Origin of the sequence: Allobosea sp. UNC402CLCol (genome assembly GCF_000745475.1) — a bacterium.
In the GTDB taxonomy this organism is placed as follows: domain Bacteria; phylum Pseudomonadota; class Alphaproteobacteria; order Rhizobiales; family Beijerinckiaceae; genus Allobosea; species Allobosea spartocytisi.
Genome location: NZ_JQJJ01000009.1, coordinates 877,959 through 898,574 on the forward strand (window position 1 = coordinate 877,959; position 20,616 = coordinate 898,574).

20 protein-coding genes are annotated in these 20,616 nt (G+C 67.2%); all 20 read right to left on the reverse strand.

Features of this window, described 5'->3' with window-relative positions; all coding sequences use genetic code 11:
• Window positions 1-34: 34 nt before the first annotated feature.
• The gene (locus GY40_RS11445; protein WP_051987772.1) at window positions 35-1,081 is read right to left on the reverse strand and encodes an ABC transporter substrate-binding protein; all 1,047 of its coding nucleotides are present in this window, start codon (window positions 1,079-1,081) and stop codon (window positions 35-37) included.
• A gap of 36 nt (window positions 1,082-1,117) precedes the next feature.
• A complete protein-coding gene (locus GY40_RS11450; protein ID WP_038361971.1) occupies window positions 1,118-2,176 on the reverse strand; it encodes an ABC transporter ATP-binding protein in 1,059 nt (352 codons plus the stop codon).
• A 21-nt stretch (window positions 2,177-2,197) separates the two neighbouring features.
• Window positions 2,198-3,016 (reverse strand): ABC transporter permease, encoded by an 819-nt coding sequence (locus GY40_RS11455; protein WP_142020466.1) that lies wholly within the window; start codon window positions 3,014-3,016, stop codon window positions 2,198-2,200.
• A 165-nt stretch (window positions 3,017-3,181) separates the two neighbouring features.
• A complete protein-coding gene (locus GY40_RS11460) occupies window positions 3,182-4,417 on the reverse strand; it encodes a metal-dependent hydrolase family protein (protein WP_038361973.1) in 1,236 nt (411 codons plus the stop codon).
• Window positions 4,418-4,534: 117 nt separating this feature from the next.
• Window positions 4,535-5,770, reverse strand: a complete 1,236-nt coding sequence (locus GY40_RS11465; protein WP_038361975.1) for a metal-dependent hydrolase family protein — start codon at window positions 5,768-5,770, stop codon at window positions 4,535-4,537.
• Between the two features lie 45 nt (window positions 5,771-5,815).
• Window positions 5,816-6,304: a GAF domain-containing protein gene (locus tag GY40_RS11470; protein ID WP_038361976.1), complete on the reverse strand. Its 489-nt coding sequence runs from the start codon at window positions 6,302-6,304 to the stop codon at window positions 5,816-5,818.
• A gap of 15 nt (window positions 6,305-6,319) precedes the next feature.
• On the reverse strand, window positions 6,320-7,231 hold the full coding sequence (locus tag GY40_RS11475) for a branched-chain amino acid ABC transporter permease (protein WP_038361978.1): 912 nt from the start codon (window positions 7,229-7,231) through the stop codon (window positions 6,320-6,322).
• Window positions 7,231-8,094, reverse strand: coding sequence for a branched-chain amino acid ABC transporter permease (locus tag GY40_RS11480; protein ID WP_248311138.1), 864 nt, complete (start codon window positions 8,092-8,094; stop codon window positions 7,231-7,233). Before GY40_RS11480 ends, GY40_RS11475 begins: the two co-directional genes overlap by 1 nt.
• Window positions 8,091-9,296 (reverse strand): ABC transporter substrate-binding protein, encoded by a 1,206-nt coding sequence (locus GY40_RS11485; RefSeq protein ID WP_038362580.1) that lies wholly within the window; start codon window positions 9,294-9,296, stop codon window positions 8,091-8,093. The genes GY40_RS11480 and GY40_RS11485 overlap by 4 nt, the downstream gene beginning before the upstream one ends.
• A gap of 44 nt (window positions 9,297-9,340) precedes the next feature.
• Window positions 9,341-10,063 carry an ABC transporter ATP-binding protein gene (locus GY40_RS11490; RefSeq protein WP_038361979.1) on the reverse strand — a complete coding sequence of 241 codons (723 nt, stop codon included), beginning with the start codon at window positions 10,061-10,063 and terminating at the stop codon, window positions 9,341-9,343.
• The gene (locus tag GY40_RS11495; protein WP_038361980.1) at window positions 10,060-10,824 is read right to left on the reverse strand and encodes an ABC transporter ATP-binding protein; all 765 of its coding nucleotides are present in this window, start codon (window positions 10,822-10,824) and stop codon (window positions 10,060-10,062) included. The genes GY40_RS11490 and GY40_RS11495 overlap by 4 nt, the downstream gene beginning before the upstream one ends.
• Window positions 10,821-11,492, reverse strand: a complete 672-nt coding sequence (locus GY40_RS11500) for a TetR/AcrR family transcriptional regulator (protein WP_051987774.1) — start codon at window positions 11,490-11,492, stop codon at window positions 10,821-10,823. The genes GY40_RS11495 and GY40_RS11500 overlap by 4 nt, the downstream gene beginning before the upstream one ends.
• A 165-nt stretch (window positions 11,493-11,657) precedes the next feature.
• Window positions 11,658-13,433, reverse strand: coding sequence for a CopD family protein (locus GY40_RS26560; protein WP_051987776.1), 1,776 nt, complete (start codon window positions 13,431-13,433; stop codon window positions 11,658-11,660).
• A 1-nt stretch (window position 13,434) separates the two neighbouring features.
• Entirely contained in the window at window positions 13,435-13,788 is a 354-nt protein-coding gene (copC, locus tag GY40_RS11510; RefSeq protein ID WP_038361982.1) for a copper homeostasis periplasmic binding protein CopC, read from the reverse strand.
• A 38-nt stretch (window positions 13,789-13,826) separates the two neighbouring features.
• The gene (locus GY40_RS11515; protein WP_038361984.1) at window positions 13,827-14,633 is read right to left on the reverse strand and encodes an ABC transporter ATP-binding protein; all 807 of its coding nucleotides are present in this window, start codon (window positions 14,631-14,633) and stop codon (window positions 13,827-13,829) included.
• Entirely contained in the window at window positions 14,627-15,646 is a 1,020-nt protein-coding gene (locus GY40_RS11520; protein WP_038361986.1) for an ABC transporter permease, read from the reverse strand. Before GY40_RS11520 ends, GY40_RS11515 begins: the two co-directional genes overlap by 7 nt.
• Complete coding sequence (locus GY40_RS11525) at window positions 15,633-16,655, reverse strand: ABC transporter substrate-binding protein (protein ID WP_081925312.1); 1,023 nt, start codon at window positions 16,653-16,655, stop codon at window positions 15,633-15,635. Before GY40_RS11525 ends, GY40_RS11520 begins: the two co-directional genes overlap by 14 nt.
• A 50-nt stretch (window positions 16,656-16,705) precedes the next feature.
• Window positions 16,706-17,242 (reverse strand): OsmC family protein, encoded by a 537-nt coding sequence (locus GY40_RS11530; RefSeq protein WP_038361988.1) that lies wholly within the window; start codon window positions 17,240-17,242, stop codon window positions 16,706-16,708.
• 462 nt (window positions 17,243-17,704) lie between these two features.
• A complete protein-coding gene (locus GY40_RS11535; RefSeq protein ID WP_051987778.1) occupies window positions 17,705-18,706 on the reverse strand; it encodes a PLP-dependent cysteine synthase family protein in 1,002 nt (333 codons plus the stop codon).
• A 311-nt stretch (window positions 18,707-19,017) separates the two neighbouring features.
• The gene (locus GY40_RS11540; protein ID WP_051987780.1) at window positions 19,018-20,565 is read right to left on the reverse strand and encodes an MFS transporter; all 1,548 of its coding nucleotides are present in this window, start codon (window positions 20,563-20,565) and stop codon (window positions 19,018-19,020) included.
• Between the last annotated feature and the right edge of the window lie 51 nt (window positions 20,566-20,616).

Here is a 20,616-nt window from a genome sequence, read left to right on the forward strand (position 1 = left end):
CAGGCAGCCGCAATGATCGAGCGGACAAGCCATGTCAGGCCTTGAAGACCTTGTCCCACCACTCCTTCATCGCGGAATCGTTCTTGGCGAGGAAGGCGTAGTCGAGGTCCCGCAGGCGCTTCTCCTCCTCGGGCGTAAAGCCGATGCGCTTCTGCAGGGCCGGATCGACGGTGAGCCCGGAGACCGTGCCGTTATAGCCCATGTCGACCGCAAAGGCCTCCTGCGGCGGCTTGGCGAGCATGGCATCCATATAAGCGTAGGCGTTCTCCTTGTTCGGCGCGTTCTTGGCGATGACGAAGCCGGAGACATAGATCGGGATACCCTCGACCGGCGAAACCGCCTCGCAGGGGATGCCGGCATTCTGCCACTGCACTACGCGCGCCTTCCAGATCGCGCTGATGCCGACCTCCTCGTTCTTCATCGCCTGGGCGAAGGCCTCGTTGGTCGGGTAGACGCGCCCGCCGGCCTTCTTCACGGCCATCAGGACCTCCTTGGCCTTGTCGAGGTCGTTCATGTCCTTGCCGCCGGTCGCGGCCAGCGAGGCGGCGATGAAGATCGACTGGTACTGGATGTCGATGAAGCCGATCTTCGAACCCCATTTCGGGTCGAGCCAGTCCTTGAAGCCGGTCGGGGCCGGAGAAATCAGCTTGGGATTGTAGATAACGACGTTGCCGGAATAGATCTGCCCGATGCCGTAGGGATATTTCATCGAGGGCAGCAGGTTCTTCGCGTTCGGCAGCTTGGAATAGTCGAGTGCCTCGGTGACCCCGGCCTCGCTCATCTCGAACATGTTCGCGGCCGAGAAGCCCTGGATGTCGACCGTGCCGCGCGGCAGGCGCTTCTCCGCGACCATCTTGGCCCGGCGCGGCGCGTCGCCGGCCTGGTCCTGGATCACCTCGATGCCCTTGGCCTTGAGGATCGGGTCCTCGATGTTCTTGGTCAGCAGCCGGGCGTAGTCGCCGCCCCAGGTGCCGACGACCACGCGTCCGCCCGATTGCGCCAGAGCGGGCGTGCCGGCCGCGGCGGCGAGCGCGACAACGCCCGCGCCCTTCAGAAGTTCGCGCCTGTCGAATGCGGTCATGGTCCTATCCCCTTCTTTTTGAACCCCGAACGAAGCTCATGCCTCGCGCGGATAAACGAGCCCGGCATCTTCGGCCCAGCCTATCGTGATCGTGTCGCCCGGTCGCGGCTCGGACAGGCCCGGTCGGTTCGGAATCTGCAGCAGCATGCGCTCCTGCTCGTCGAGCGCGACCTGAACGTCGAGCTGCGCGCCGAGATAGGAGGCATGCACGATCTGCGTCGCGAAGCGGTTGGGCAACCCGTCCGCCTCGCTGCCGATCGCAATGCGCTCGGGCCGCAGCGCCAGCGTGGCCGGCCCGCTTGCGCCCGCGGCGGCGCAGGCGATCTCGCGCCCGCCTGCCGTGCGGAAGCGGCCCGGCGCCGTCACCTCGCCGTCGAGAAAGGCACTGCGGCCGATGAAGCCTGCGACGAAGCGGTCGGCCGGCTTCTCGTAGAGCTCGCGCTGCGTGCCGATCTGGCGGACCTTGCCGCGGTCCATCACCACGAGGCGATCGGCCATGGTCAGCGCCTCCTCCTGGTCATGCGTCACCATGATCGTGGTGAGGCCGAGCTTGCGCTGCAATTCGCGGATCTCGACGCGCACTTCCAGCCGCAGCTTCGCATCGAGATTGGAGAGCGGCTCGTCGAGCAGCAGCACCTGCGGCTCCATGGCGAGCGCGCGCGCGAGCGCCACGCGCTGCTGCTGGCCGCCGGACAGCTGGCGCGGATAGCGCTCGTCGAAGCCGCCGAGCTGAACCAGCCGCAACGCCTCCGCGACGCGCGGGCCGCGTTCGGCAGTCGGCACCTTGTGCATCTCCAGCCCGAAGGCGACGTTCTGCGCCACGCTCATATGCGGAAAGAGCGCGTAGCTCTGGAAGACGAGGCCGCAATGCCGCTTCCAGGGCGGAAGATTCGTGACGTCGCGCTCGCCGATGGTGATCTGCCCGGCGCTCGGCGGAATGAAGCCCGCGACCATGCGCAAGGTCGTGGTCTTGCCGCAGCCGGAAGGTCCGAGCAGGACGAGGAATTCGCCGTCGGCGACCGCGATGTCGACATTGTCGACCACCGTCAGCTCGCCATAGCGCTTCTTGAGATGCGAGATCGAGAGGCGTGCCATTACAGAAGATCTGCCATCCGTTCACACCACCCGGCTCAGTTTGACATAGCGGTCGGTCACGAGCATCGCCGTGCCGATCAGGACGATCTGGATCAGCGAGGCGGCCGCCACGGTCGGATCGATCTTCCATTCGAGATATTGCAGGATCGCGATCGGCAGCGTCGTGCGGCCCGGCCCGACCAGGAACAGGCTCATCTCGAGATTACCGAAGGAGGTGACGAAGCCGAACAGCGCGGCGGCGACGAGGCCTGGCCGGATGCTCGGCAGCGTCACGCGCCAGAAGGTCGTGAACGGTCCCGCGCCCAGGTTCTGCGCCGCCTCCTCGATCGAGCGATCGAAGCCTGCGAGGCTCGCCGTCACCAGCCGGACCACCCAGGGGACGACGACGAGCGTATGCGCCGCGATCAGGCCGCCGAGCGAGCCCATGACCGGAATCTCAGTCGCGATCTCGACCTCGATCTGGAAGACATAGGTCGCGGTGCCCAGCACGATGCCCGGCATCACCAGCGGCAGCAGCAGCAAGGTCGAGACGCCCGGCCCGAACGGAATGCGATGGCGAACCAGGGCGAGGCTCGCCGGCACGCCGAGCGCGAGCCCGATCAGCGTCGAAGCGACCGCGACCTGGAGGCTGAGGATGAAGCCGTCGATGAAGGGCTTGTTGTTCGCCGCTGCCGTGAACCACTGCAGCGAATAGCCCTCCGGCGGAAAGGAGGGGATCTCCTGCCTGAAGAAGGCGAGCCAGGTGACGAAGATCAGCGGCAGCAGGATGAAGCCGAGCGCGAGCGCGGCCGCGCCGTTGAGCGCATAGCGGCCCCATTTCAGCGAGCCGCTTCCCGTCACCGGGCCGTCCCGCAGTGCCGGCCGCCGTCGCGCCGCCCGATCGCCTTCACCACTGACAGTACCCCTGATCCATCTCTAAGGCCGCGAAGCTGGGCAACAAGTTACAAACAGTCAAGCCGGTTTCTTATCCATATCGTGACCAAGAGGGAGGCAAGCAGGCGTCGTTCAGTGCAGCGTGTTCTTGTGGAAGACTCCACCCTTGACGATCGCGGCCAGATGCTTCCCCTGCTCCTGAAACAGGCCGAGATCCTTGAGCGGATCGCCGTCGACAAGGATGAGGTCGGCATAGGCGCCGGCTTTCAACGTGCCGAGCTTGCCCTCCATGCGCAGGATTTGGGCACCGACCGTCGTCGCCGAACGGATGATCTCGATCGGCGAGAGCACGTCCCGCCGCAGCAGGAACTCGCGGGACTGTTCGACCTGGAGCTGACCGAGCAGGTCCGAGCCGAAGGCGACCGGCACGCCGGCGCGCTTGCAGATCTCCAGCGAGCGAAGGCCTCCGTCGATGACGAGGTCGTTCTTGGCCAGCATGTCGCCGGTCATACCGAATTCGGCGGCGCGCTCCTTCATCGCGTAATAGGCGACGAGGTTGGCGGTCAGGAACATGCCGTTCTGCGCCATCAGCTTGGCCGAGGCGTCGTCGATCAGATTGCCGTGCTCGATCGCGCGCACGCCGCATTCCGCCGCCCGGGTGATCGCCTCCGGCGTATAGGCATGGGCACAGACATAGCGGCCGAAGGCCTTCGCCTCCTCGACCGCGGCCTTCACCTCATCGACGCTGAACTGCATCGAATCCAGCGGGTCATAGGGGCTGGCGACGCCACCCGACATCATGATCTTGATGTGGTCCGCACCGAGCCGCATCTGCTCGCGGGCCGATTTGCGCACGGATGACACGCCGTCCGACACGTTCATCGTATAGGCCATGGCGTTGCAGCAATGGCAGCGCCCGCCGAAATCGGTGCGCCGGCGCGGGTCGCTGTGGCCGCCGGTCGGGCCGATCGCCGCGCCGGCGATGAAGAGCCGCGGACCGGCGACATCGCCTTTCTCGACCGCTTCCTTGATGCCCCAATCGGCGCCGCCGGTGTCGCGCACGGTGGTAAAGCCGCGATCGAGCATGCCTTTCATCAGCCGGACGGCACGCGCCGTCATCAGCGTCAGCGGCATGCTTTCCATGCTGCGGATATAGACCTCGGAGAGAAAGACATGGACGTGGCTGTCGATGAGGCCGGGCATCAATGTGCGCCCGCCGCAATCGATCACGTCGGCCTTCGCAGTCTTCAGCGGCTTTTCCGACAGTTCGCGGATCGTGTCGCCCTCGACGACGAGCTCGTAGCCGCGCCGCAGCTCGCCGAATTCCGGTTCGAGCAGGGCGAAGTTCTTGAAATGCAGCGCCGTCATATCCGCCTCCCGTCACGCAGGCCGGCCGAGCGATGCGGCCGGCATTCTGAAATAGTGCGCATGCCCTCAAGCGCGTGTCACGGCCGGTCTCCCGGGAGGAGCCGGCCACGACCCCGCTCAGTTCAGGCTCGTCCGCTTGATGAAATCGCCGCCCTTCATGATCAGCGGCATGTGTCGCCCCTGCCGCGTGAGGAGCGACAGATCCTGCAGCGGATCGCCATCGACGACGACGAGGTCGGCATGGGCGCCTGGCGCTACCGTCCCGATCTTGCCTTCGAGCTTCAGAAGCCTGGCCGCGATGAAGGTCGCGGAGGCGATCACCTGCTGCGCCGGCAAGGCCCGGCCGCGAATGACGAACTCCTCCGACTGGTAGCGATGCATCTCGCCGAGCAGGTCGCTGCCATAGGCCATGGCGAGACCCGCCTTCTGCATGATGCGCAGCGAGTCCATGCCGGCCGAGCGCACGACGTCGACCTTCGCGACCGAATCCGGCGGGAAGCCGAGCTTCGGCCCGTCCGAGACCAGCTTGTCATAGGTCACCAGCGTCGGCACCGCGACGGCTCCCTTCGTGGCCGCGAGCCTGGCCGTCTCGGGCTGGATCAGGTTGCAGTGCTCCAGCGAATGCACGCCGGCCTCGACGCAGCGGCGGATCGCCTCGTCGGTATAGACATGGGCGGAAACATAGGTTCCTGCCATCCGGGCTTCTTCGACGATGGCTTCGAGCTCACTGACCGAATAGCCGAGGAAATGGATCGGGTCGGTGGGCGAGGCGCAGCCGCCATTGGCCATGATCTTGATGAAGTCGGCGCCGCCCTTCAGCTCCTCGCGCGCCGCACGGCGAACATCGGGGACGCCGTCGCAGATGCGCCCGAGCGCGCCCAGGCGATGGCGCTCGATCACGCTCGGGCGGTCGTCGTAGCGGCCACGGAAATCGGCATGGCCGCCGGTCTGGCTCAGCGCCTTGCCGGAGATGACGAGGCGCGGCGTCGGGAAATGTCCCTCCTCCGTCGCCTGCTTCAGGCCGAAATCGGCGCCCCCGACATCGCGCACCGTGGTGAAGCCGCGCAGCAGCATCTCGCGCATGATCACGAAGGAGCGCGCGGTCACGAGCGAGTCGGGCAGGCGCGCATTGGCGCCGAGATCGGCGACGCCGGCGACGACATGGACATGCGCGTCGATCAGCCCCGGCATCAGGGTGCGGCCCTTGAGATCGACGGTCCTCGCCTTGGCGGATGTCACCGCCTTGCCGACCTCTCGGATCGTTCCGCCCTCGACGACGACGCTGACTGGCTCAGCCGGCTCGGGCGCCGTGCCATCGACGATGCGGGCATTGGTGAAGAGGGTTGCGGCCACGGGGCTGTTCCTTCGGGCGAATGGGCTTGAGGCGATGGAGCGGGATCAAGCCGCGCCGGCGGCGGCGCGAGCGGCGAGGAAGGCGGGCACCAGCACCGGTGCCAGCCGCGCGACCGGGGCGACATGCTCCTCGCGGTAGTGGTGCTCGGGCGCGAGCAGGTTGATGGTGCCGACCACCTTGCCGTCATAGATCGCGGGGATGTTGATGACCGAGCCGAGCCCCATGCTTTCGATCAGCTCATGATCGAAGAAGGCCCATCGGATCCCGGCCTTGTCCTTGCCGAGATAGGGCTTGCGCTCTTCGAGCACATGCTTGCCCCAGGGCGTCGGCCCCATCGTCTTGCGGCCGGAGAGCGGGTATTCGCCCGGACGGTTGGAGTAGATCCGCGCAACCTCCTGCCCATCGACATAGAGCAGCGTGAAGAGCTGATGGCCGACGAGGCGCTGCGTCGCCGCCTCAAAGGCCTTGAACAGTGTCTCGGGTTGGCCGGGCTTCTCGATGAGCGCCGTCAGCGTGGCGAGATCGTCGGACATGGGCACTCTCCAGATTCAGGCAGCGCTGGGCGGGGCCGGCGCCTTGGGAATTGTCTCGGGCAGGATGCCCTGCGGCTTCAGATGCAGCACGAGGATGAGCGCCAGTCCGATCAGCATCTCGCGCATGGCGGCGAGCTGGACCGGCTGAAGACCGGGCACCCACTCCGTCATGAAGCGCGTCGCCTCCAGGAAGATCACGACGGCATAAGCGCCGAGCACCGCACCGCTCGGCCGGCCGACGCCGCCCGCCGTCACCGCGAGGAAGATGTAGATCGTGATCAGCGGCTGGAAATGATCCGGCGAGATGTAGGACTGGAAATGGGCGTAGAGCGCGCCGGCCAGCGCCGCGATCGCGGCCGAGAGCGCGAAGGCCTGCAGCTTGAAGCGCAGCACCGGCTTGCCTGCGAAGGCGGCGAGCTGCTGGTCCTCGCGGATCGCCTTCAAGGCGCGCCCGTAAGGCGAGAGGTCGAGCCGCCGCAGCAGCGCCCAGACGACGAGAAGCACCAAGGTGACGACACCGAGATAGAACAGCGCGAAATTCTGCGTGCCGAGTTCGGCCTTGAGCGGTGCGCGAATGCCGGAAATGCCGTCCGAGCCCTTGGTGAGCCAGCGTTCGTTGAGCGCGACGAGCCGGATCACTTCGGCAAATCCCAGCGTCACGATGGCGAGGTAATCGTCGCGCAGCCGCAGCGTGGCGAAGGTCACGAGAAGCCCGACACCCGCGCCGACGACGAGCGCCGCGCCCCATCCGATCAGGACGGGCGCTCCTGCCCCCGTCGCCAGCGCCGAGGCATAGGCGCCGACCGCGAAGAAGCCGGCAAGGCCGAGATTGACCAGCCCGGCCCCGCCCCAGATCAGGTTGAGGCTCAAGCCCAGCAGCCCGTAGATGGCGCAGAGTGTCAGCGTGAAGATGACGTAGGACAGCATCAGGCAGCCCTCTCGCCGAGGATGCCGCGCGGCCGGAAAGTCAGCATCAGCAGGATCGCGACGAAGCCGACAGCGGTGCGATAGGTCGCAGGCACGGCGAGCAGCGCGAGTTCCTCGGCGATGCCGAGCATCAATGCGCCGACGACCGCGCCGGGAATGGAGCCGAGACCGCCGAGCACAGCGGCGGCGAAGACCGACAGCAGCACGCGATAACCGGTGAGCGGGTCGATCGAGGTGTCGAGCCCGATCAGCACGCCGCCGACGCCGGTCAGACCGGCGCCGAGAAAGATCGTGACGATGGCGATCCGCGCCGGGTCGATGCCCTTGAGCCGCGCGAGATCGGGATTATCGGCCACCGCCCGCATCGCCTTGCCGAAGCGGGTGTAGCGCAGGAACAGGAACATCGCGGCCATGATGATGACGGACAGCAGCAGGCTCTGGAGCTGCTGCGGGCCAATGCGCAGCTCGCCGAAGCGCAGGTCCCGCGCGATCGGCAGATCGTAGCCGCGCATCTCGTTGCCGAAGATGAAGCGGACGATGTTCTCCAGCACGAGATTGAGGGCGATCGAGGCGATGGCGACGATCAGGGCCCCGTTGCCGCGCAGGCGCTTCAGCGCCGTCTCTTCCGCCGCGACGCCGACGACACCTGTCACTGCGAAGGCGACGAAAAGCGAGGCGACGATCGGCAGGCCGAGCTGGGCATTGGCCCACCAGGCGGCGAAGGCGCCGATCGTGGCATAGGCCGCGATGGCGAAGTTCGGATAGCGCAGCACGGCGAAGATGGCCGAGAAGCCGATGGCCGGGACGGCGATCAGCGCCCCGGTCATCACGCCGTTGAGCAGCGCCTGCAGCAGCTGGGTCACGCGATCTTCACCAGGACGAGCTTGCTGCCCTGCACCTGCTCGTAGCGGAACTTGGAGTCGATGATGTCGCCGATCGCGTCGAAGTCGCAGGGGCCGCTGGCGCCGTCGTAATCGACCGGCTGCTTGGCGGCGATGGCCTTCAGTCCGTCGATGGCATTGTCGACCTTCACGCCGCCTTGCGCCTGGCTGACCTTGCGCACCGCATCCTTGATCGCCGCGCCTGAGCTGTCGTCAGCGAAGGCGATCGCCATCAGCACGAGGTTGATCTGGTCGTAGATCTGGGTGGTGTAGGGATCGGGCGAGGCGACGCCGATCAGCTTCACCAGCCGCTCATAGGCTTTCGAGCCCTCGGCCGGCGACGGCGCGATGGTGAAGGTCTTGTCCACGACCTCGGCCGGCACGCTCTCGATCAGCTTCTGATTGACGGAATAGCCGAAAGCGACCTTCAGCCCGCTGAAGCCGGCGCGGTAGACATCCTTGAGCATCACCGCGGTGTCCGGCGTGTAGCCGCCGAAGATGATCGCGTCGGGTTTGAAGCGCAGCGCCTCGTCGATCTCGGTGCGGTAGGACGGCTTCTTGTCGTCATAGATCAGCGAGCCGGTCTCGCCCCCGGCCGCCTTCACCGCTGCCGTGATGTTGTCGAACTGGCTTTTGGCGAAGGGCGTCTGCGGCGAGAGGAAGAAGACACGCTTCGCCTTCTCGGCGATGCAGAACTCGCCGAACTTCTTGCCCTGAAGCGTCGTGTTCGGCTGGGTGCGGATCAGATAGCCCTGATGCGGCAACTGGGTGATGGCGTCGGCACCCGAGACGGTGGCGAGGAAGGTCTTCGATTCCCAGCAGAGCGGCGCCACCGCGGTGGTGACCGAGGACGCCCAGGTGCCGAGGATCGCGGAGACCTTGTCGACGTCGATCAGCTTGCGCGCGGCGCGCACGCCGGCTTCCGGATTGGTCTGATCGTCTTCCGAGATCAGCTCGACCTTGCGGCCAAGCACGCCTCCTGCCGCGTTCACCTCGTCGACCACCGCTTTCACGGCCTTGACCATGACGGGACCGTACGGACCGCCCGAGCCGGTGAGCGGCGTCAAGGTGCCGATCCGGATCGGGCCGGCCTGCGCGCGGGCGCGGCTCGGAAGCGCGGAAATGCCTGCAAGCGCGGCGCTGCCGGCAAGAAGGCGGCGGCGATCGATGCTGAATGGCGTCATGGTGATCCCCTGCATTGTCGTTATGGATCGTCGTGTCAGGCGGTCTATCCGCCGAGAAAGAGCTTGCGGATATCCGGGTCGCTGGCGAGCGCCGGTCCCGCCCCCTCACGGCTATTGCGACCGGAGACGAGCACATAGCCGCGCGTCGAGATCGCGAGAGCTTCCAGCGCATGCTGCTCGACCATCAGGATCGGCAGGCCGCCGCGATTGAGCGCGACGATCGCGTCAAACAATTCGTCGGCCGCCTTCGGCGACAGCCCGGCCGTCGGCTCGTCGAGCAGCAGCAGCGAGGGCGCGTTCATCAGCCCCATCGCCATGGCCAGAATCTGCCGCTGGCCGCCTGAGAGCGTGCGCGCCAGCGCCTTGCGCTTGTCCGCCAGCATCGGATAGCGCGCATACATCTCCTCGCTGCGGCGCCCGACCTCGCCTGGATTCTGAAAGCCGCTGATTTCGAGATTGTCGGAGACCGTCATGGCGCCGAAGACATTGCGCTCCTGCGGCACGAAGCCGATGCCGGCGCGCGAACGGCCAAGCGCGTCGGCCCGCGTCAAGTCGCGCCCGCCGAGATGGATCTCGCCTTCCCGCGCCGGAACAAGGCCGGCGAGCGTCTTCAGCAGCGTCGACTTGCCGGCTCCGTTCGGGCCGATGATCGAGACGATCTCGCCCGGCGCCACATGAAGCGACGTGCCCTTCAGGATCTGCTCCGCCGCGCCATAGCCGGCAACGATGCCTGTCGCCCGAAGAACCGCGCCGGCCGCCGCGCTCAATGCCGCCTCCCGAGATAGGCTTCCTGCACGCGTGTGTCGGAGGCGACCTCCTCGAAGCTGCCTTGCGTCAGCGTCCGGCCCTCGGCCATCACGATGACCGGCGCGCAGAGCCGGCGGATCAGCCCCATATCGTGCTCGATCAGGCAGATGGTCAGCCCGCCGCGATTGAGGGCGACGAGATGCTCCGCGATCTGCTCGGTGAGACTCGGATTGACACCGGCCATCGGTTCGTCGAGCAGCAGGATCGTCGGCTCGGCCATCAGCGCCCGGCCGATCTCGACGAGCTTTTTCTGTCCGCCGGACAGGGCGGTGACGGGATTGTCGAGCACATGGTCGAGCTTCAGCCTGCGGGCGATGCCGAAGGCGCGCTCGGCCAGCGCCGCTTCCCGTTGCCGTGCCCGCTGCGAGCCGAACAGCCCCGCCAGCAAATGCTCGCCGGGTTGCGCCGCGCCATACAGCATCAGGTGCTGGAAGACACTGAGCTTGGGGAAACCGCGCGCGAGCTGGAAGGAGCGGACAAGCCCGGCCGCGACCAGCTTTTCGGGCGGCAGCCCGGCCGTTTCGACATCTCGCAGCCGAACCGAGCCGGCATCGGGCCTGTATAGCCCCGACACCGCGTTGAAGAGGGTGGATTTGCCCGCCCCGTTCGGGCCGATGAGCCCGGTGAACGACCCTTCGGGAACGGCGAAATCAACGCCGCGCAGCACGTGTACGCCGTAGAAGGAGAGCTTCAGCCCCGCGATCGTCAGCGCTGCGTTCAAGACGCCGCCCTGTGTTTCCCGGCCATGACGGGCTTGATCGGAAATTGCTGGCGTACCTGGCCCTTCCAAAACTGAAGCATGCCGTCATAGTAGGTCGGATCGTTCGGCCGTAGCACCGTCTGGCTGATCATGCCGCGCACGAGGCACATCGTGGCGTTCATCACCGTGCGCGTATGGTCGGGGTCGGTTCCGGCGCGGACGGCGAGCGCCGTCCAGATCGCGTCCAGACCGGCATGGAACTCGCGAACGGTGGGGATGAGCTGCGCCCGGAAATCGTCGTTGTGGCGCGCCTCCGGCAGGAATTCCATCGTGACGTAGAAAAGGCGGTCATCCATCATCCGCCAGATGTAGTCGACGATCTCGTCGCTCGAGCCGCCGCGCGCGATGAACTCTTCGGCGAAGCGATGCAGGTCTCGCGCGGTCCTGCTGAGCAGATCGGCGACGGAGGCGCTGATGATCGCCTCGCGGCTGGGGAAGTGATGCGTCAACGCGCCGCGCGAAACCCCGGCTCGACGTGCGATTTCCGGTGTCGAGGTGCGGGCAAGGCCGCGATCGTGAAGAAGGTCGATCGTCGCCGTCAGCAACCGCGTTGAAGTCTCGGCGCTGCGTTCTTTCTGTGATCGCCTGTTGCCGCTCACGTCGAACTCTCTGGCATCGATCCAAGCCATCGGAAGGAAATCCGAGGCTGAGACACAATTTACAAACAGTCAAGATTGTTTTTGTGTCGCCGGGTGATCCGATTTGCGGCGAGCCCGTTGCGCGGATCGGCAAGAGAACGATCTGTGTCGATTGTCCGCGGAGATGGCCTTGGCACTCGGCGCCAGGAGCGGCCGTCAGTGATGGAGAGCCGCTCCATCCAGCGGGCGTCGACGAATCTCGGCGAACTCGGATGCGACCATATCCAACGCGGCGCTGTCTTCCGCCTTGAACGCGCGCCGTAGCCAACCATTCGCATCGACGAGAACCAGCGCCGGCGCCGTCGTGCTGGCGGTGACTTCGGCCAGGGCTGCCGCCAATGGCTCGGGATCCTCGACGGGGCAGGACTCGGCCGCGGCGTCGACCTGCACCCGCGCGCCGGCCCCACGCGCGTCGCGTTCGATCCATACACGCAGTGGCGCTCCGCTGCCGGGCGTGACGAGGGTGCCGTCAGCGCAGCGGGCGACGAAGCCCGGCATGCGCACCGCTCCGGACCAGCGCATCTCCGGGGGCGAGAAGATGCGGGCTCCGGCGCGCAGGCGGATGAAGTCGATCAGCGACCAGATCGCGGCACCGTCCAGTTGCGCGCTCGGCGGCATCGGGCCGCTGCCATGACGGATCGACCAGAACAGCTCGCCGCCGGGGCGCCCGGCGATCAGCGGCGCGGAGAGGTCTGGAGGCCAGACGGATTGCGCGACCGCGACGGGGCCGCGCCCGCGCGCATCCGCGCCATGGCAGCTCGCGCAATCGCGCTGGAACAGGTCCCGGCCCGTCGCGATGGAGCGCGCTGCATAGCCGGTCGGAGAGAGCTGGAAGCTCGTTGGAACCGCGGCGACGACATAGGGGCGCCATGGCGGAATCTGGACGAAGGCCAACGCGATGGCCCCGGCGAGAAGGGCTGGCCAGCGCAGTTTGCGAAGCGATAGGGCGGTGGCGAAAAGCGCAAGGGCGATCGCCACAGGAGTCAGCAGGCGGAAAAGCCCATCGCGCAGATAGGCATCGTCCCAGAAGGCGGGCACCGGCCTGAGGGCGAAAGGCCAGGTCGGCTGTTCGTGGATCGCAGGTGGCTCGTTGGCCAGTGCCGCCGCAACGGCCACGATGGCCAGCCCGAATCCGGTTTCGGTGGCGATCGACAGGGTGAGGGCACGCGCCGAGCCTGACGTCGCCGCCGCGGGTACGAAGCGAAAGCGGTTGGCGGCAGCCAGCAGCAGGAGGCCGCCGAACAGGGCGATCTTGACGATCGCAAGCTGGCCGTATGCGGTGCCCATGAGCCCCGGCAAGGTGCCGACCAGCTCCTGCAGCTGAAGGACGGATGTGGCTGCGAGAACGGCGACGCAGGCCAGGCCGAGCGGCGTGAAACGGCGGGCGAACAAGGGCGCCTGGGCCGGCAGGAGCCAGCATACCGCCAGAAGGGGAGGCAATGCGCCGAGCCACAGGCCGGCTGCCAGGACGTGAAGCCCCAGAGCCGCTGTTGTCCAGAAGCCGGTGGCGGCACCATGCCCGAGCAGGCTCTGCAGCAGGGCCGCGATGGTCATGAGAAGCAGCGCACCCGTTCGGGCAGCGCCTTCGCCACGCAGGAGCAAGCCTGCAAGGACGAGCAGGCCGGCGCGCGCCAGCAGCACTTCGCCGAAGCGTGTCTCCGCGATGGCGGCAACGCTCGCGAGGTTGTCGAGGGGGCGGCCCAGCATGGCGCTGCCTTGCAGCCAGAACCAGACCGCCCCGCCCGCGAGCGCCAGGATGAGCGAGAGCCGGCTGCAGGAGGACAGTCGATGCAGCAGTTGCTGGCCGCCCGGCGTGGTGGCGAGCGGGCCTTGCGACAGCAGGCGAAAGGCCTCGATGCCGAGGCCGGACAGCAGGGCGGCGAGGTGGAGCCAGCGGGCCGCCGGCAGCGCCGCCCCGATCAGAGCGTCCACATCAAGGCCTGACGGTGAACCGATACTGCCCGGTGACGCGGTGGGTGTCGACCGAGGTCGCAGCCCATTCGACGCTGTAGGCTCCGGGCGAGACCGACTTGAGCCGGACCTTCAGCGCCTTGCGGTCGCCCGGCACGGCCTCCGCCGGTGCCGCGCTGACGATCCCGCCACGCGCGTCCTTGACGGTGATGCTGCTCAGCTTGACCTCGAGCTCCTCGGTGAAGCCGAGGGTGATCTCCGTCGGCGCGGCGACGGTTGCGCCCTCGGCGGGCGATGCGGTCTTGAGATGGGCATGGGCGAAGGCCTGCGATGTGGCCAGGGCAAAGGCGAGCGTCAGCCCGAGACGTCGAGACATCGATAGGATCCTGCGATGGGGAAGGGGAGATTGCGGGCTTACCAGCTCGCGTCGAGCCCGAGATGGGCGAGCGCCTGCCCGCGCAACTCCGCCAGGCGTGGATCGCCGCGATGGCGCGGATAGGGCAGGTCGTTGACGATCTCGGCCTTGATCCGGGCCGGGCGCTCGCTCAGCACGATGACGCGCTGGGCCAGGAACAGCGCCTCCTCGACATCATGGGTGACGAGCAGGGTGGTGAAACCGCGCTGGCGCCAGAGCTCGGCGATCTCGGTCTGCATGGCAATCCGCGTCAGCGAGTCGAGCTTGCCGAGCGGCTCGTCGAGGATGAGCACGTTGGGATCGTTGACGAGGGCACGGGCCAGCGCGGCGCGCTGGGCCATGCCGCCGGAAAGCTGGCGCGGGAAGGCGCGTTCGAAACCGGCGAGGCCGACCGTCTTCAGGGCGTCGTCGACGCGGCCCTTCTGGCTGGCGAGCAGGCCGCGCGCCTCGAGCCCGAGCGCGACGTTCTTCCAGACCGTGCGCCAGGGATAGAGCGTGGGATCCTGGAAGACGACGACGCGGGAGGGATCGGGCGTGGTGATCTCCTCGCCCGCCGCCGCGATCCGGCCCTGAGAGGGCTGTTCGAGCCCGGCGACCAGCCTGAGCAAGGTCGACTTGCCGCAGCCGCTCGGCCCGAGCAGGGCGACGAATTCGCCGGCCCGGATCTCGAGATCGATATCGTCGAGCACCGGCAGCGGGCGGCCTTCGAGATCGAATTCATGCGAGACGCCGGCGATCGAGAGTTCGGCGCCGTTGGACGCGGGAATGCCGGTCGAGGGCGAGACAGCGAGCTGTGCGGCTACCATTTCACCACATCCTTCTGCCAGCCGAGCAACCGGTCGCGTGCCGAGAAGAGCAGCGTGATCAGCCCTGAGAAGATCAGCGCCATCACGATCAGCGCGCCGTACATGTTGGAATAGGCGGCCCAGCCCTGGGCCCATTGCAGATAGTAGCCGAGGCCGGATTTGACCCCCATCATCTCGGCCGCGACGAGCACCGAGAACGAGGCGCCGAGCCCCATGAACAGGCCGACGAAGACATGCGGCAGGGCGGCGGGAATCGCGACCTTGAAGATCAGGAAGGCGCGGCCGGCGCCCAGTGTCCGGGCGACGTCGTAATAGGCCTTGTCGACGCTGGCGACGCCGGACCAGGTCAGTACCGTGACCGGGAACCAGGTGGCGAGCGCGATCAGGAAGATCGCCGCCGAGAAGCTCGACGGGAAGAAGAAGAACGCCATCGGCAGGAGCGCGGTCGAAGGGATCGGCCCGAGAAAGCGCAGCACCGGATGCACCCAGTAGCCGAGCCCGCGCGACCAGCCGATCGCGACGCCGGTGACGAAGCCGGAGATCGTGCCGAACAGGAAGCCCAGCGCCAGCAGGCGCAGCGAATGCAGTACGCTCTCGCCGAGCCGCGGCCAATCCTCCGCATAGACCTCGACCAGCGCGGAGGGCGGGGCGAAGAAGGGCACCGGCAGCAGGCCGAGCTTGGCCGTCAGCAGGTCCCAGACACCGACGAAGAGCGCGAGCACGACGAGCCAAGGCGCGGCGCGGCCGAGGCGCCGGCCGAGCGGCGGCCACAGCGCCCCAACGGCGGTCGCCAGCGCCAGCAGCACGGCCCAGCCGATGAAGCCGGCATTGGTCTCGCCGACATAGAGCGGGTCGGCAAAACCGACCTTCTTGTTGGCGAGCAGCGTGACGGAGGCCGCCACTGCGGTCCAGGCCGCCGTGGCGAATGCGCCGCGCGCCAGGACCGAGCCGTCGACCTGCAGGCGCGGCTGGTCGAAGGCCGATGCGGAGCCGGTCTGCTCAAACGGGGACATGGGGCACGATCTTCTGCGCGAAGGCCTTGGCGTCGGTGTTCTTGCGGATCACGTTGACGAGCTTGAGCTGCTCGGTGAACAGCGCGACATCCTCGCGCAGCGCCGCGCCGGTGGAGTGATGGTCGTGGGTGTGGCTGCGCAGGATCGCGGCCACGGTCTCGGGCGTGACCTTGGCCGGAACGAAGGGCGCGAAGATATCGGCCGTCTTGTCGGGATTGGCCGCCGTCCAGGCCTGCGCCTCGACGATGGCGCGCGAGATCGCGCCGGCCACCTCGGGCTGGTCGCGGATCAGGGCGCCACGCAGGCCGAGCACGCAGCAGGTCGATTTCGCGTACTGGCCTTCGAGATTGGTGGCGAGCTCGACGAGCTTGTCGCGCTCGCGGATCAGGTAGAGATGCGGATCGTCGCCCGCGAGCGCCTGGACCTCGCCCTTCTTCAGAGCTTCGCCGAACAGGTCCTGCGGATACTGCACCCAGCTCACATCCTTTTCGGGGTCGAGCCCGATCTCGGCGAGGCGGATGGCGAAGAAGTTCCGCACCGGGCTCGCCGGGTCGGTGACGGCGACCGACTTGCCCTTGAGGTCCTTCAGGCTGCGGATATTGGCGGCCTCAGGCACCAGCAGCCGCATGCAGCCGCCATGGGTGCCGACGGTAAGGCCGACATCGAAGCCCTGCTCCAGCGGCTTCAGCCAGCGGAGCGCCATGCCGATGCCGCCATCGGCATGGCCGGTCGCGATCGCCTGCAGCAGGGCGTCGGTCGGGCCGCTGAAATTCACCGGCTCCACCGCGAGATTGTACTTCTCGAACAGGCCCTGCTTCAGCGCGACCGAGATCGGCGACTGGCACACCGCCGTCTGCCCCCAGGCGAGCTTGATCGTCTGGCGCTGCTTCAGCGGCGTGGCCTGGGCGAAGGCATGGTGCCCGGCCAGGCCGGCGAGCGGCGCGGCGGCGAGCGCTGCGGCTCCGCGCAACAAGGTGCGGCGGGAGGGGAAGGTCGTCTGCTGGGTCATGGTCGCTCCTTGCCGCTTTGCACGCGGCTGCATGGTCGTTTGGGGAAGGGTCAGGCTGCCGCGCGGCTGGCCGGGACGCGCTCGACGGTGCCGCGCACCGTCACGCCCTGCCGGAGCAGGTTCAGGATCGGGCAGAAGCGCTCGACGGCGGCATTCAGGGCGTCGAGTTCGGTCACATCCGTCGTGAGCCTGACGGTGTAGGACAGCTCGTGCGGATAGATCGGTGTGGTCTCGTGGCCGGGCGTTCCGGCGCGCGGATCGAGCTGGCCGTGAACCTCGACCCAGACGTCCTCCAGAGCGATCTGCTGGTCGGCGGCCTGGATCAGATAGGTATGGGTCAGGCAGCTCGACAGCGCGCCGAGCAGCAGTTCGGGCGAGCTCGGCCCGAGATCGTAACCGGCGAAATCCGGCGGGCTGTCGCTGATCACCTGGAAGTCGCGGATGCGGATGCGCCGGACGCCGCTGCGCCCCTCGGCATGGGCTTGCGCCTGAAGTCGCAAGGGACGGGCGTCTCCCGAGCGGGCATGGGCCTTGCGGCGCAGCAGGGCGTCGCGCTTCTGGGCGAGATATTCCGTGAGAGTGGACATGGCGGCGTCCCGGTCTGGCTTGATGAGGGAATCGGGGCAGGCGCGCTTTTCCGGTCGTGCAGTCGCCATGGCGGCTGGCATGAGATCGCGTTGCCCGGGTTGTGAATGGGATCGAGGCGGGCGCGGAAAGGCGGCCCGGCTTCAGGAAGGTCAGAGCCGCCGGTGGAAGAGCAGGCTTGCCGCCGATTCTGCAGTGCTGAACGTCATGGACATTCGCGTCTCCAAAACAAAAGGAGCCCACGAGACATCGTGGTGCTTTTAGCGTTGTTGACGCGGCGCAAGCTGCTCCAGCAAATCCCGCGGCGAAGACGCTGAAAGCGCCGTCGCGTTCAAGATTATTGCTCGGGTTATTATTATTGGCAATGAAACAGAATATGCGTTTTGCGTGACAGGAAGCGATGATTTGTTTTGTATCCGGCGAAGCGGCGAGGCGATCGACATCGTCGCCGCATCGAGCGGATGTCAGACCGTGGCGGCTTCCAGAGCGGGCGCCCCCACCTCGCTCGAAAGGGCGGGCCCGAGCTTCGGCGGGCTGAGATAGCGCTCGCCGCTATCGGCGACGATGGCGACGATCGTCTTGCCGGCATTTTCGGGCCGCCTTGCGAGCGCCGTGGCGGCGAACAGCACCGCGCCCGACGACGTCCCGGCCAGGATGCCTTCGCGCTGCGCCAGGATCCGCGCGAAGTCCCGCGCCTGCGCCGTCTCGGTGACGATCACCTCGTCGACGACGGAAGCGTCGAAATTCTCCGGCAGGTAGCCGGGCTCGACCTCCGTCACCTTGTGGACGCCCTCGATGCTGTCCGGATAGGGAGCGTCCAGCGAGGGCACCGAGGCAGGGCCGGGCTCGACGACGACGACCTGCACCTCCGGGTTCTGTCGCTTCAGGAAGCGCCCCGTGCCGGAGATCGTGCCGCCGGTGCCGACGGCCGCCACGAAGATATCGACTTCCCCGGCTGTATCCCGCCAGATCTCGGGGCCCGTCTCGAAATGGACGCGCGGATTGGCCGGATTGGCGCGCTGATTGGTGTAGTAGGCGTCCGGATTCTCGCGGCGCACCCGATCGATGATCGCGTGGATGGCGCCGGGTTCGAGGAAGACGCTGTTGTCGATCAGGACGATCTCGGCGCCGTAATGAGCGAGCAGCTTGAGCTTGTCCTCGCTGATCGTGTTGCGCAGGTAGAATTTTGAAGGATAGCCGCGGGCCGCCGCCAGCGCCGCGAGCCCGATCCCGGTATTGCCGCTGGTCAGGTCGACGATCTGCTGGCCGGGCTTCAACCGGCCGCTCTCCTCGGCCTCGCGGATGAGGCCCCAGGCGGTCCGGTCCTTGATGCTGCCGGCGGGGTTCAGATACTCGATCTTCGCGAGGATACGGGCGCCGAGCTTCAGCTCTTCTGCGAAGCGGCCCAGTTCGAGGAGCGGCGTATTGCCGACCAGGGCCGCGAAATTCTCGTTTCTGGATGTCATGATGCGCTCTCAGGACAGGCTGGAACAGTGCGACCGCGCCCGATCTTCGAAAGGCAGATGGGTCTGGCCCGCGTCGCCCTCAGCCCCGGCGGCCGGATCAATCGTGCTGGCCAGCATTCGGGTTCAATTCAGGCTGGCAATCAATACCTTCAGCAAAATAAGTATATCGACCTATGGAGAGGTCGATGATTGTTCAATATTTCTAGAGACCGTTGAATCGGGAGCGAGAACTTGCTGATCGGGGCGCCGCAAGCCACTCGCGGCTTGCGGTGCCCTTGTCGTCCTGGGCGTGCCGCGGCTGGCGAGCCGGGTCAGGCTTGCGATGTGCAGAGGCGCTCTTCCCCCTCCACCACTGGCTCGGTTCCCGTTTCCGCCCTCCGGCCGAGGAAAGCGAAGACGACGATCGCGGTGAGGATCGTGATGGCGCAGAGCATCAGGAGCAATGTCGCGAAGGCGTCGCCATAGCTCTGCATGAGCGCCGCGCGGCTCATCAGCGGCAGGGCGGCCGCGGCCACGATATCGCCGGTGACGAGCAACTGGGCCGCCGGGCCGGCATGGGCCGCCGCCGTACCAGCCGCCAGATGCCCCGCTGTCAAGGCGGATAACACGGCGCTGACCACGGCGAGCGCCACACCTTCGCCGGCCACACGGGTGGTGCTGAAAATGCCGGTTGCCATGCCGGCGCGCTCCTTGGGCACGACGCTGACGGCAAGCCCGTCCATCAGCCCCCAGGGGAGGCTGATGCCGATGCCGATCAGGGCCATCGGCATGGCGACACCCATTGTCTCGCTTCCGAGCGGCATGCGGCTCAGCCAGAACAAGCCGACAGCGCAGATCAACAAGCCGACGCCGCAGATCGCCGCCGGTGCGAACCAGCGCGTCAGCAGGCCAGCCGCGAAAGGGAGAGCCAGCAAAGGTGCGGAGAGTGCGATCATCAGCCGGCCGGCAGCGATCTCGCTCAGGCCCTCGATGCCGATGAAACGCACCGGCAGCAGGATCAGCAGCACGACGAAAGCATAGGCCGGCGCCGCCGCGAGTAACTGCACCCCCACGAAGCGGGGGTAGCGGAACAAGGTGAGGTCGAGCATCGGCCGAGCGACGCGCCGTTCGATCACGCCGAAGGCGATGAAGAGCGCGGCGGAGCCCGCCAACAGGGTCATCACGGTCGGCTCGGCCCAGCCGCGCTCCGGCGCCAGCAGGACGCCATAGGTAAAGAGCGCCAGGGCCAGGGTGAAGGAGAGGGCGCCCGGCCAGTCGAGTCCGGTGGCGTCCGGGTCGCGCGTTTCGCGCAGGAAGCGTGCCCCGAGCGCTAGGGCGAGCGCGGCCAGAACGACCACGAGCCCAAAGATGCTGCGCCAGCCGAAGGCATCGATCATCAATCCCGACGCGATCGGTCCGAAGGCAAGGCCGACACCAAAGCTCGTGCCGACGATGCTGAAGGCACGGATGCGCGCGCGCCCCTCGAATTCCTGCGCGAGTGCCGCCATGCCGCCGGAAAAGGCGGCCGCCGCGGCGATGCCCTGGGCCGCCCGCCCCAGATCGAACCAGAGGATGTCGGGTGCAACGGCGAGTGCCGCGGAGATCATCCCGAATGCGCCGACGCCGATGAGGAAGAGGCGCTTGCGGCCATAGGCATCCGCGAGCCCGCCCGCTGCCATCAGGCTCGATCCGAAGGTCAGCATGAAGGCGTTGGTGACCCAGTTGAGCGCGATCGGGCTGCCGCCCAGCGTTTTGCCGATGGCAGGAAGCGCCACAGCCGGCCCCGTGAAGGTGAGTGGCATCGCGGCGGCGGCGAGGCAGACGGAAAGGAGCACGAGCGCCTGTCGGGCCGTGCTCGGCCGCGTGATGGTTTGCGTCATGGATTGGATGCCTTGTTCAACAACGGCGCAGCGACCCCAGCTGGCGCTCGC

What these genes read in the sequence shown, in the direction of transcription:
- GY40_RS11525 (WP_081925312.1), bottom strand. Translation starts at nt 16,655, where the DNA reads ATGACCCAGCAGACGACCTTCCCCTCCCGCCGCACCTTGTTGCGCGGA.
- GY40_RS11540 (WP_051987780.1), bottom strand. Translation starts at nt 20,565, where the DNA reads ATGACGCAAACCATCACGCGGCCGAGCACGGCCCGACAGGCGCTCGTG.
- GY40_RS11450 (WP_038361971.1), bottom strand. Translation starts at nt 2,176, where the DNA reads ATGGCACGCCTCTCGATCTCGCATCTCAAGAAGCGCTATGGCGAGCTG.
- GY40_RS11500 (WP_051987774.1), bottom strand. Translation starts at nt 11,492, where the DNA reads ATGGCTTGGATCGATGCCAGAGAGTTCGACGTGAGCGGCAACAGGCGA.
- GY40_RS11460 (WP_038361973.1), bottom strand. Translation starts at nt 4,417, where the DNA reads ATGACGGCGCTGCATTTCAAGAACTTCGCCCTGCTCGAACCGGAATTC.
- GY40_RS11530 (WP_038361988.1), bottom strand. Translation starts at nt 17,242, where the DNA reads ATGTCCACTCTCACGGAATATCTCGCCCAGAAGCGCGACGCCCTGCTG.
- GY40_RS11515 (WP_038361984.1), bottom strand. Translation starts at nt 14,633, where the DNA reads ATGGTAGCCGCACAGCTCGCTGTCTCGCCCTCGACCGGCATTCCCGCG.
- GY40_RS11535 (WP_051987778.1), bottom strand. Translation starts at nt 18,706, where the DNA reads ATGACATCCAGAAACGAGAATTTCGCGGCCCTGGTCGGCAATACGCCG.
- GY40_RS11475 (WP_038361978.1), bottom strand. Translation starts at nt 7,231, where the DNA reads ATGCTGTCCTACGTCATCTTCACGCTGACACTCTGCGCCATCTACGGG.
- GY40_RS11445 (WP_051987772.1), bottom strand. Translation starts at nt 1,081, where the DNA reads ATGACCGCATTCGACAGGCGCGAACTTCTGAAGGGCGCGGGCGTTGTC.
- copC (WP_038361982.1), bottom strand. Translation starts at nt 13,788, where the DNA reads ATGTCTCGACGTCTCGGGCTGACGCTCGCCTTTGCCCTGGCCACATCG.
- GY40_RS11485 (WP_038362580.1), bottom strand. Translation starts at nt 9,296, where the DNA reads ATGACGCCATTCAGCATCGATCGCCGCCGCCTTCTTGCCGGCAGCGCC.
- GY40_RS11520 (WP_038361986.1), bottom strand. Translation starts at nt 15,646, where the DNA reads ATGTCCCCGTTTGAGCAGACCGGCTCCGCATCGGCCTTCGACCAGCCG.
- GY40_RS11470 (WP_038361976.1), bottom strand. Translation starts at nt 6,304, where the DNA reads ATGTCCGACGATCTCGCCACGCTGACGGCGCTCATCGAGAAGCCCGGC.